The 11044-nt window shown below is 53.9% G+C and carries 8 protein-coding genes; 7 read left to right on the plus strand and 1 reads right to left on the minus strand.

The annotated features are described in order from the left end of the window. Nucleotides 1-58: 58 nt before the first annotated feature. The 4 genes from SQ11_RS02920 to SQ11_RS02935 all read left to right on the plus strand — a co-directional run bounded on the left by SQ11_RS02920 (nucleotide 59) and on the right by SQ11_RS02935 (nucleotide 6176). Complete coding sequence (locus tag SQ11_RS02920; protein WP_156972392.1) at nucleotides 59-1942, plus strand: CoA transferase; 1884 nt, start codon at nucleotides 59-61, stop codon at nucleotides 1940-1942. Next, nucleotides 1939-3603 (plus strand): class I adenylate-forming enzyme family protein, encoded by a 1665-nt coding sequence (locus tag SQ11_RS02925; protein ID WP_041512647.1) that lies wholly within the window; start codon nucleotides 1939-1941, stop codon nucleotides 3601-3603. The genes SQ11_RS02920 and SQ11_RS02925 overlap by 4 nt, the downstream gene beginning before the upstream one ends. After that, entirely contained in the window at nucleotides 3603-4805 is a 1203-nt protein-coding gene (locus SQ11_RS02930) for an acyl-CoA dehydrogenase family protein (RefSeq protein WP_052493973.1), read from the plus strand. The genes SQ11_RS02925 and SQ11_RS02930 overlap by 1 nt, the downstream gene beginning before the upstream one ends. Before the next feature lie 129 nt (nucleotides 4806-4934). Then, nucleotides 4935-6176, plus strand: a complete 1242-nt coding sequence (locus SQ11_RS02935) for a CynX/NimT family MFS transporter (protein WP_052493947.1) — start codon at nucleotides 4935-4937, stop codon at nucleotides 6174-6176. Here SQ11_RS02935 and SQ11_RS02940 read toward each other — a convergent pair. Next, nucleotides 6126-6947 (minus strand): alpha/beta fold hydrolase, encoded by an 822-nt coding sequence (locus SQ11_RS02940; protein ID WP_052493948.1) that lies wholly within the window; start codon nucleotides 6945-6947, stop codon nucleotides 6126-6128. The genes SQ11_RS02935 and SQ11_RS02940 overlap by 51 nt on opposite strands. A gap of 146 nt (nucleotides 6948-7093) precedes the next feature. On the opposite strand from SQ11_RS02940, the gene SQ11_RS02945 reads away from it, so the two are divergent. From SQ11_RS02945 to SQ11_RS02955, 3 genes are all read left to right on the plus strand, one after another. Next, a complete protein-coding gene (locus tag SQ11_RS02945) occupies nucleotides 7094-8545 on the plus strand; it encodes an alginate export family protein (protein WP_041512865.1) in 1452 nt (483 codons plus the stop codon). A gap of 73 nt (nucleotides 8546-8618) precedes the next feature. Beyond that, entirely contained in the window at nucleotides 8619-9704 is a 1086-nt protein-coding gene (locus tag SQ11_RS02950; protein ID WP_232297868.1) for a glucuronyl hydrolase, read from the plus strand. Nucleotides 9705-9762: 58 nt separating this feature from the next. Further along, a complete protein-coding gene (locus SQ11_RS02955) occupies nucleotides 9763-11043 on the plus strand; it encodes an amidohydrolase family protein (protein ID WP_041512649.1) in 1281 nt (426 codons plus the stop codon). The last annotated feature ends 1 nt before the right edge of the window (nucleotide 11044 follow it).

Below are 11044 nucleotides of genomic sequence, written 5' to 3' on the forward strand. Positions count from 1 at the left end.
CGAATGAGCGATCACTGGATTTAGGCTTGAATCATTTCCATACGTTAAAAATATGAGCATGAATCGTATATTAACCGGCTGTATGATGACGGGGGCATTAAAAAACTCGCCGCCTGATTTTGCCGCCATTGCATCTTCGCTGATTTACCAGTCTACCGCATTGGGCATGAAAATCATGCCCAATGCGAATTCGGCGGACAATGCCGCACTTTCGTTCGAATTCAAGACTCCTCATACCACCCCCATCATGTGCGGCGTGACGAGATGGGATGACACCTCCCGGCAGGCTTCTGTGACTGAAAATATCATGCAGGCGGCATGCGGACTCATGTCGGTGCATGGACGCGCCAGCGGCAGATCCCGCCCCCTGGGATTGAATTACGTCTCAACCTTGACGGCCGCATTGGCGCTCCAAGGGGGAGCGGCTGCCTCGATCGGTCAACTACGGGGCCTTTCGGTATCCAACAGCAGTGTTTCGATGGCATCCGCAGCCCTGTTGAGTGTGGGACAGTATATAGCGGGAGCTACCGCCTCAGAGTCTCCCGAAACACTATTGCCAGACCGTATTTCGCGGCCGGCTTGTCTTCCCTTTGTTTCATCGGATGGCGTCATCTTTGAACTCGAAACACTTGATGCCGGACCGTGGCAAAGATTCTGGACCGAGATCGGCGTGAGTTCGACCGTAGCCGGCAGGGGATGGATGGCTTTTTTGCATCGATATGCCAAAGCTATATCCCCCCTGCCTGAGGAACTAGCTAGCGCAATATCGAAACTTTCTTACTCCCATATTTCACAAATATGCATTCGTGCCGGCATGGCTATTTGCCCGGTGCGCTCAATCGACGACCGGGCCAAAGACGACGACAGCAAACACGTATGGCTTCAGGGTCCATGGGAATTCGTTTTCGAGGCTAGCCCCAACGACAGGGCGTCAACTCATGTCACCAATGACCTGCCGCTAAGCGGACTTACCATCATCGAATCCTGCCGGCGGATTCAAGGCCCTCTTGCGGGACACCTGCTCGCGCTTCTGGGAGCAACGGTTATCAGGATAGAACCTCCGGGTGGGGATCCGCTGCGGGGTATGCCACCGATGGCCGAGGGCTGCTCCGCACGATTCGATGCGCTCAACCGGCTTAAAACCGTCCGGGAAGTGGATATCAAATCTCCCGCCGGGCAAGCGGAAATCAAGGAATTGGCACGTCATGCCGACGTATTTCTGCATAACTGGGCACCCGGTAAAGCGGTGCTGTTAAATCTTGACCATGATGACTTGGCTACGATCAACCCTTCCATGATTTATGCCTACGCCGCCGGTTGGGCCACTGACAGCGCCGCCCATTCCCCTTCAAGCCCGATGCCCGGCACGGATTTCATGACCCAAGCCTACTCCGGCGTCGCCAAAAGAATCGCCGAGGCTTCCGGCACGCTTGGCGGATCATTATTTACGGTACTTGATGTACTTGGGGGCGTCGTCGCGGCACAGGGGATCACACTTGCACTGCTCAATCGATGCATGAATAGTGCGGGCGGGAAAGTCACCTCATCGCTGATGAGCGCGTCAACACTTTTGTGTGCGGATGATTTTCAGAACTTATACAGTTTGCCGGGCCCCGGCGCCCTCCCTAAAAGCGTTATCGACAATGTCTATGACACCAAGCAGGGGAAAATTGCGATCGAGTGCTGTGACGTGGGGGCGCTGGTGCGATTGACCGAAGTGCTGGAAGTCGCCATCGATGTCCAAGATGATCTTGAGCAATGCCTGAGCGACATATTCCTGTCAAGAACGGCGTATGAGTGGGCCGATATCTTTGAACAGGCACGCATACCTTCAGCCGTTGTTATTGAAGACCTCGCTGACTTGCAGACCACAGCACATCTGCAACCTGGCCTGAGTCCCGGCCCTTATACAAGAGTTAATTCTCCCTGGAGTTTCAAATGAATCATTCGGGCGTCATAGATAGGGTTCCCGCTGAAATTCGCCAACAGTGGGCCCAAAATGGAATTTACCCTGGTAAATCCGTATATGAATTATTTTGCGAGCATGTGCGGCGGCACCCCGACAGTCCGGCGGTTATATCCCTTGATCAAACCATCACTTACATAGAGCTGTTGGACAAGATCCATCGCCTGGCTGGCAGTCTCAAAGCGCTGGGAGTTGTTTCCGGAGACGTTGTCGCGTACCAGCTCCCCAACAGCTGGCATAGCTGTGCAATCGATCTCGCGGCGGCCGCGCTGGGCGCAATCGTGGCGCCTTTTCCCCCAGGGCGCGGGCGCCTTGATACCCAGTCTTTGCTGAGACGGTGTGATGCGCGTTTAATTGTTGTCGAGCAGGAATACGCCGGGGCCAATCTATGCGAAATGATTGAATCGATACGGCCGACTTTGTTGTCACTCCGTATTCTCGTTGTTGATGGAATAAGCCGCAACGGCTGGCACACAATGGACGACCTGTTTCAAGCCGAGCCAATTGAATTGAGTCAATTACCGGAAGTTTCTCCCGAGTCCCCCGTTCGCCTCCTGATTTCATCCGGGACCGAATCCGAACCGAAATGGGTTGCCTATTCCCACAACGCGCTGGCTGGCGGACGGGGGCGTTTTCTGCAACGAATACATCCTGATGGAAGCACTTTCAGGGGGTTTTACTTAATGCCGCTTGGCACGGCATTTGGTTCAACCGCAACATTCGGTATTTTATCCTGGCTCGGCGGATCGGTTATCGTTCTGCCGCAATTCGATGTCGCGGCTGCCATTCGAACTATCGCGGAGCTGAAGCCGGCCTATATCTTTGGCGTCCCCACCATGTTTCAACGCATCGCCGCGGACCCGGAATTATCCAAGATCGATACCTCCAGTCTGATTGCCATTATCAGTGGCGGCGCGAAAATCGATGAGGCCTCAATCCGCCGATGTACCGACGCATTCGGATGTGGTTTTATCAGCTTATACGGATCCGCGGACGGTGTTAACTGCCACACCACCCTCGATGACGATCTGGAAACTATTTTTCGTAAAGCGGGCCGGCCTAATCCGGACGTCTGTTCCATCCGGATAGTCGATGATCAGAAACAGGAGGTGCCGCAAGGTTGCATTGGTGAAATTACCGCCAGAGGCCCGATAAGCCCTATGCAATATGTTAATGCACCAGAGCTGGATGCGCTATACCGGGACGAGGAAGGCTGGGTCTATACCGGAGACCTCGGCCTTATCGATAGTGATGGATATCTGGTGCTATCCGGCCGTAAAAAAGACATCATTATTCGTGGCGGGGTCAATATCAGTCCCGCCCAAATCGAGAATATCGCGGCCTCCCATCCAGCTGTTGTCAGCGCTGCCTGTGTACCCGTTGCCGATCCCGACCTGGGACATCGCGTTTGTCTCTGCCTGGTATTACGAGACGAAGTCGAGCGTCCATCGCTCTCCCAATTCACCCGCTACTTGCGTGAACAGGGCCTGGAAACAAATAAGCTTCCTGAATATTTACGCTACTACCGGCAACTGCCACTCAGTCCGGCGGGAAAAATCGATAAGAAACAGTTGACCGCGGAAATCGAATTTGTCCAGCGCGCGACTGAACCCGATCTTGCTCAATGGGCGCACTGATGCCAGAAATACGCGAGAAATCAGCGCACACGAAGCTGGCCAGAGCTCTTGCGAACGAAGTGAGAAAGTTTGTCGATGAAATCATCATTCCCCACGAATCGCAGCTGGCTCAAGATGGAAACTCATCATTCCACCTGCAATCGGAATTGGCCGAAAAAGCCCGGAGTACGGGACTATGGGGTTTATTTTATCCACCCTCCCACGGTGGAAAAATAGCTTCTCTGGAAGACTACCTGATCGTTGCTGAACAGGAGGGGCGCTCGGAATTTTCCCCCGCAATCCTTGGCAGCCACTCCGCACTTGACGCGCATATGCTGCTGAGATTTGGCACCGATGAAATCCGCCGGGACTTCCTACAACCCATGGTGGTTGGAAAATCTGTTCCAAGCTACGGCATGACGGAGCCGGAACATGGTGGGTCATTTCCCGCCCTGATAACGACATCTGCATATCTGTCAAACGGCGGCTGGATTATCAACGGCAGGAAATGGTTTGTCGGCAATACGGATCGGGCGACTTTTGTCACTGTCCTAGCGCGCACGGCCGAAGAAAACACAGCACCCGGCAAGGCCCTTTCCATGATTATCGTCCCGACGGATGCACCTGGATTCAAGGTTGAACGTCAAATTACCGTGATGGGCCGCGCCCTGGGTCAGGGCGAGATATCTTTTAGCGAGGTACGGGTCCCGGCGCATAATCTGTTGGGTGCCCGCGGCAGCGGTATGGATCTGATGGGCCGGCGACTGGGAATCGGCCGTCTGCTTCGCTCAATGAATTGGGTGGGATTGGCGCAGCGATGTTTCGATTTGATGGGCGCCCGAATTAATTCCGGCCGCGGAAGATCCGCCCGTCTGCCAGAGAAGCAGCTGGTACGCCAGCATATTGCCAAGGCATATCAGGCTATTGCAAGCGCGCGCGCACTCATCCGCGCAGCCGCAAGGGGTGTCGATGCCCAGCGCCCAAGCGATATCGAGATCAACGTCGCCAAAATGGCGGCATCCCAGGCTTTGTGCATCACCTCGGACTCCGCGGTACAACTGTATGGTGCCGAAGGCATCAGCGATCTTACCCCGCTTTCCGGTATCTACAGAATAGCGCGCACGTCACGCATCCTGGATGGTTCGGATGAGTCGCTTATCAGTTCGGTGGGCCGCCGGCTCATCGACTTCTATAAAGAAGAGGACGTCTATCACTTTGACTGATTCAATTCTTGCGAACTTTTCAGATATTTACCGTAACTTGCCTGGGTGCAATGTATTGACGGCGTGCTTTTACTCGCCTGCATCATGGTACCGGCGTCAAAATCCGCTCATGGGCAGAGGGTACGGACAATGCCGATAATGACCCCCGGCCCTCGGTCCACGACGGTTGTCGCCATCGGCTTCCGGGTTGTCCTGGTGTTTGCCATGGCCTTGCCCATGCTGATTTTATATGCCACCAGCACCCTTGGGCCGCTCCTTGGCCGCGACTTGCGCTTTGAGCCCGCATTACTGGGCTACCTGGTAATGAGTTCATTCGGCTTGGCAGCCATCTTGTCACTCTGGGCGGGCGCCATCGTGGATCGCATGGGTTCACGTTATGCATTGATGGTGCTTTTCTCCGCCATCGCGCTGGCTTTCGCGCTGATGGCAACAGTCAAGAATTTTTATGGTTTGGTCGCAGCCACCGCTATTTGCGGTATCGCCCAGGCACTTGCGAACCCTGTCACAAATTTGCTGATCGCGCAGCAGGTTCCGCCTGATAAGAAGGCCAAAGTCGTGGGGTTGAAGCAATCCGGCGTTCAGGTAGCGGCCCTCTTCGCCGGCCTGATACTCCCCGGTATCGCATTTCAGTATGGTTGGCGCGTCGCATTGGGCATGATTGTTCCGGTCGCCCTATTATTCGCCATCTCGACGCCTTTGTTCACTCCCGGAAAACATGGCGGACCAGTCAAGGGTTTCATGTTTTCGCGCCCAAATTCGCTATTGCTGCGGCTGATGGGCATTCAGTTCTGTGTCGGGATATCGCTCTCTGCTTTCGTCACATTCCTGCCGAGCTTTGCTATCCGGCAAGGCATGCCGTTCTCCCTGGCTGGCACCTTGATCGCGGTTTTTGGGGTGATGGGAATCATCTCCAGGATAGTGTTGACCCCGATAGGAGCGAAACTCAAGGAGGAATCACTGCTTCTGCTTGTACTGATAGCGATTGCAGCTTGCACGATAGCGGCAACGATGCAGGCGAGTCCCGAAACTCACTGGCGGCTATGGGCCGGCGCAATAGGCATGGGGCTCACCGCGGTAGGCACCAACGCAATAGCCATGAGCATGTTGATACGAGATCCGGCCTTTGGTCCGGTGACCGCCGCATCCGGCTTTGTTTCGGTTGCCTTTTTCGGCGGCTTTGCGCTGGGCCCGCCGCTGTATGGCGCCTTGTCGAACCATTCCGAAGGCCTGCTGGGCTGGAGTGCACTGATTGGTGTGCTTCTATGTGCCTGCATCATGTCATTGGCACTGGCATCCACGCGCCGGCGCAAGATACGGACATCAACCCTGATGGTTCCCGCCGCTCAGCGTACGAAGACCATGGACATTTAAAAACTTTACAACTTCATGAACGAATAAACCGGGAGCGGTCCTCATCGCACTATGCTGCTGTCCCGGGAGGATCTTGATCTGGCTGCCAGCCAGCGCCTGGTGAAGCGTCTCGGCAATACGATGACGGCGTGAGGGACTATCGCCGCCAAGCAGAAGCAAAACAGGAATTCGCAAGGCATGAAACCGGGAAGGTTCAAAGACGTAGCGGTCAATGCTCTGCAATTCGCGGTAAATGGTATGCGCCGCGGCAATTCGTCCTTGCCAGTGCAATCCAGTCTGCATGGCGGCAATCTCATGTGAGGGTGTTTTGACGATGTCTCGAAAAAAGAGCAGCAGCGCTTCTTCCCGGTTTCCCGCATCCAGCAGCGTTTGCATGGATGTACCGAGCTCCGCCGACCAACCGCTGCCAGCCAGCGACATGGGCGGTTCATAGAGCACAAGTCCGCCGATGTTTGAAGTCAGGCTTGCAGCTTCCAGGGCACAGAGCCCCCCAAAGGAATGTCCGAGAAGATGTACGGTACCCCCTATGGCATCAATGACTGCAACGATATCTTCGCACTCTCGTTCGAGTGCATAGCGATGGGTGTCGCCACTGTGGCCACGTCCCCTTCGATCAAAGGTCCATACGTCGAAGTGACGTTCGAGCGCGGCCAATACCGGTGCCCAGGCGAAGTGATCGCCAGCGGTGCCGTGCACAAGCAGCAGGGGCTCCCCTGCGCCGCCATGCCAGCATGCGATGGGCACCCCATCCCTGGAAGAAATTAATTCCATGATTTCTCTGATCGCGGATTTTTCCGACTTTGCATTTTTTAAACGCGAAAAAAATTGAAGAAGCTGGCGAATTTAAGCACATGCCCATAAATAAACAAACCGATCCATACAGTATGCGACTAAAACTGTTAATTCCATGGATTGTTATGGGGTCAATACTGCCAATCAGCAGCACACCGGCGGCTGAAGAACCTAAATTCCTGGGCCAGATCAACCCCTACCTGCGCATTACCGGCGAATTTTATGGCAGCTATGAGGCGTGGAATTATTTTCGGCCCGGTCCAGCGATGAATAATAACAATTCATACGATTTATGGGCGCTGCGCGGCAGACTCGGTGCATTGCTCACGACTTCATACGTCGATGGTTACGCACAAGCCCAATATGTTGGTTTATATGGCCTCCCCAATGATGCGGTTGCGTCGCCCGGCGGTCCTTTGGGATTGGGTGCAGCCTATTTCCTGGCGAATCAGTCCACGAATGCCAGTAATATTTTTCTAAAACAGGCTTATCTCAACTTTAAATTCAATTCGCTGGGCCTGCCTGGAACAACCCTGAAGATCGGTCGATTCGAGTTCATGGATGGGATGGAATACAGAACCGGCAATGACAAGTTCGACGGGCTCAAAAGGGCGCGTGTCGCGCAGCGCCTCGTGGCGTCGAATATTGTCCATGTAGGGCGAAGCTTCGATGGCTTTCACGCTGCTTATGACCGGCCAGCTTTCAATATCACGGCGAATGGCATGCGCCCAACCCAGGGTGGGTTTACTGTCCAGGGACAAAATGAAATCAGCGACATCAATCTGTTTTACGCGGCACTCACCAGCAAGAAGGATGCACTGCTGCCGGGAACCGAGGGCCGGCTCTTCTATATCAATTACGATGACAAGCGCAACACTCAGGTGGTGGACAACCGTCCCGCCGCTGATCGACCCCGGCTTGATAGCCAGAATCTGAATATTCATACCATAGGCGCTCACTTGCTGACTCTTCATCAACTGAACGCGGGCAGCGTCGACGCCTTATTGTGGGGAGCTTATCAGTTCGGCGATTGGACCAACCAGGATCATCAGGCTTGGGCTATCGCTGCCGAGGCGGGTTACCAATGGACCAAACTTTCTTTCAAGCCATGGCTGCGCGCACTCTATTTTCTAAGTTCAGGAGACGATGACGCAAGAGACGGCAAGCACAAAACTTTCTTCTCAGTGCTTCCCAATGGTCGTGGCTACGCCAAGTTCCCATTCTACAACCTGATGAATCTGCAAGATGCCTTCATCCAGATGATCGTATCACCCACTCCACAAACCCGGGTAACCATTGACCTGCATCATCTGTCACTCGCCAATTCGGCCGATTTGTTCTACGGTGGATTAGGACCGACGTCGAGCTCGGGCGCATTCGGCTATTCAGGAAAGCCTTCAAATGGCAAAGGCGATGTAGGTCAACTGGTGGACATCAGTTTCACGCATACGCTTACCAAGGAATTGTCATGGAGATTCTATTATGGACATGCGTTCGGGGGCAGCGTCACTCAGAATATTTACAGCGAAAAAAAGGATGCCGACATGGTCTACGTGGATTTCAACTTTATTTTTTGAAAAGGGATTACTTATGCACCGGTTGGAACGGGAATCCTGCAACACCAATGCACAACTGTTGAGCCGGGAGGAGATGACAAATGCACTTGCGCTGATGATTCATCGCATGGATGCCATTGATTCCCGTTGCGCAGATGGCTTCCCACTCTATTCGCCAGGAATTTCAGATGAGTGGGTCATTTCCCCCGGAGGTTCCTGGACGGGGGGATTCTGGAGCGGATGGTGGTGGCTGCGATCACGCATAACGGGATCAGCATTGGATCTACGCAAAGCGTCGGATATCTGTCAGCGCTTATCCCAAAAAGTCAGCGTCACTTCCATTAACCGCAGCCTGATTTTTTGGCACGGCGCATCACTTGGCGATATCTGGTTTGGCAACATCGCCGCACGCGAGCTCACGAAAGAATCCATTGCCGCAATTGCGGGTTCCTATGACCCGGAAATAAACTGTATTCCCCTTGGTACCGGCATGGGTGGCGGAAAGGAAGGGAATCGACGAATTACGATAGACACGCTTGCCGCCCTGATCCAGCTTTTCAACCGCAGTGAACATCGCGTTTATCATCAAATCTCACGTTGCCATGCGGATACCCTATTGACTGCATGCCGCCGCGACGACGGCGCATTTTATCCGGACGCCTGCTTTAGCCAAGGCAGCTTTCGAACCGCTGATCACGCTGGCATATGGTCTCGCGGCCAGGCCTGGGCCATGCTGGGATTGAGCCGGGCTGCGGCACAATGGGGGGAACCTTACTTGACTCAGTCTCATTCCGCTTGTGAATATTGGAGACGTTCGCGTCCCGGTTCCTTGCCACCCAGCCGATTGAGCGACCCGTTGGGGCTTTGCGACCCTTCATCCACCGTGATCGCCTCGCTGGCAATGCTTTCCCTCGCTGACCTGATGCCCGATGGGGATCAATGGCGTATTCATGCCCATCGACAAATTACTGCGATCATTCACAGCCAATACTTCAGCGGGGTTCAGAGAAATAGCAGTCATCAGAAAAATAAAGATGGGGCTGCTCCGGGAATATTCTGGGGCTGCTGCTACAAAACCAATCACGGGAAGGACGAACTGGTCGAGTCAGCCTGGGGCAGCTATTTTCTCATGGCGGCGCTCTCCATTCTTGTTGATGTCATCCAGCCAAACCACTGTTAATAATATTTATCAACCACGATAGCCAAATTCCGAAACATCCATAAATGAAGGAGTTGAAATGATGAAATGTACACCTCTCGGATTGATCAGCCGGTTCACTGCCTGCCTATGTTTGATTCCGGCAATGCTAACTTCCTCCTTTGTGATCGCTCAGGAATCCGGGCATGAAGCTATCCTCCTGCATGCCGCGCGGGTTTTCGACGGCAATAACGTGAGAACGAATACTTCGGTGCTGGTGATAAACGGGCAAGTGGCTAAAATCGATGCACGCGAATCATTCAAGCCCAGCAATGCCAACGTCATCGATCTGGGTGATGCGACCATACTACCCGGTTTTATCGAGTTGCATGCCCACCTCTCATTCCAGAATATTCCGGCCGGCACCGTTCTGAAACATGGCATTACGACGATTCGGGACGTGGGCGGACCGGTACACAAGCCATACGGCGGAAACGGCAGCCTGCGCGTATTAACCTCCGGACCGATTATTACGGCACCGAATGGTTATCCCATCCCGATGCTGGGAAAAACAAATATCGCAACGGAGGTTTCCACCGAAAAAGAAGCGCGGGAGACTGTCCGTGATCTTATAAACGGCGGCGCAGTCGTGATCAAGGTCGCCCTGGAACCCGGGGGCGAAGCAGGCGCTCCCTGGTCGTCCGGTCATGATCATGGCCATGATTCTGGTCATGGCCACGGTCATCATGATCAACGGAGCGAGCATGCGCCTGCACATCCCAAGCCTGCCCATGATGCTTCGAAGCAAACATGGCCGCTATTATCAGAAAATGTCGTGAAAGCGATTGTGGATGAAGCACATAAGCATAATCGCAAGGTAACGGCGCATATTGCCGAAGCAGCAGGGGCGCGCATTGCCATCAATGCGGGCATCGACGAATGGGCTCATATGCCTTGCGACGCCATTCCCGAGTCGTTATTGAAAAAAGCAGTGGAGCAGGATGTAAAAATAGTCACTACGCTGGATACCCTGTCCAAATGTTCGGGCGTTGCCCACAATGCAGCCGTCTGGGCAGCGCTGGGCGGAGAATTATTGTATGGGGCTGAAATTGCCCATCCGGACATTCCCAGGGGAATCGATGCGCAGGAGTTGATCTATATGAGGCAAATGGCAAAAATGGGGTTGATCGATGTCTTGCGCGCTGCAACATCCAAAGCGGGTCAGCACCTGAATTGGCCGCTGCTGGGCACCTTACAACCCGGTGCGCCGGCCGATATTATTGCGGTGAGAGGCGACCCTTCCCAGAATCTGAAAATTCTGGAGTATCCCGATCTTGTTATTTCGGGAGGCAAAATCATCGTAAATGATTTTGGAAATTAAC

The sequence above is a fragment of the Nitrosospira sp. NpAV genome, assembly GCF_000832065.1.
Lineage (GTDB): Bacteria > Pseudomonadota > Gammaproteobacteria > Burkholderiales > Nitrosomonadaceae > Nitrosospira.

What these genes read in the sequence shown, in the direction of transcription:
- SQ11_RS02945 (WP_041512865.1), top strand. Translation starts at nt 7,094, where the DNA reads ATGGGGTCAATACTGCCAATCAGCAGCACACCGGCGGCTGAAGAACCT.
- SQ11_RS02940 (WP_052493948.1), bottom strand. Translation starts at nt 6,947, where the DNA reads ATGGAATTAATTTCTTCCAGGGATGGGGTGCCCATCGCATGCTGGCAT.
- SQ11_RS02935 (WP_052493947.1), top strand. Translation starts at nt 4,935, where the DNA reads ATGCCGATAATGACCCCCGGCCCTCGGTCCACGACGGTTGTCGCCATC.
- SQ11_RS02920 (WP_156972392.1), top strand. Translation starts at nt 59, where the DNA reads ATGAATCGTATATTAACCGGCTGTATGATGACGGGGGCATTAAAAAAC.
- SQ11_RS02955 (WP_041512649.1), top strand. Translation starts at nt 9,763, where the DNA reads ATGATGAAATGTACACCTCTCGGATTGATCAGCCGGTTCACTGCCTGC.
- SQ11_RS02930 (WP_052493973.1), top strand. Translation starts at nt 3,603, where the DNA reads ATGCCAGAAATACGCGAGAAATCAGCGCACACGAAGCTGGCCAGAGCT.
- SQ11_RS02950 (WP_232297868.1), top strand. Translation starts at nt 8,619, where the DNA reads ATGACAAATGCACTTGCGCTGATGATTCATCGCATGGATGCCATTGAT.
- SQ11_RS02925 (WP_041512647.1), top strand. Translation starts at nt 1,939, where the DNA reads ATGAATCATTCGGGCGTCATAGATAGGGTTCCCGCTGAAATTCGCCAA.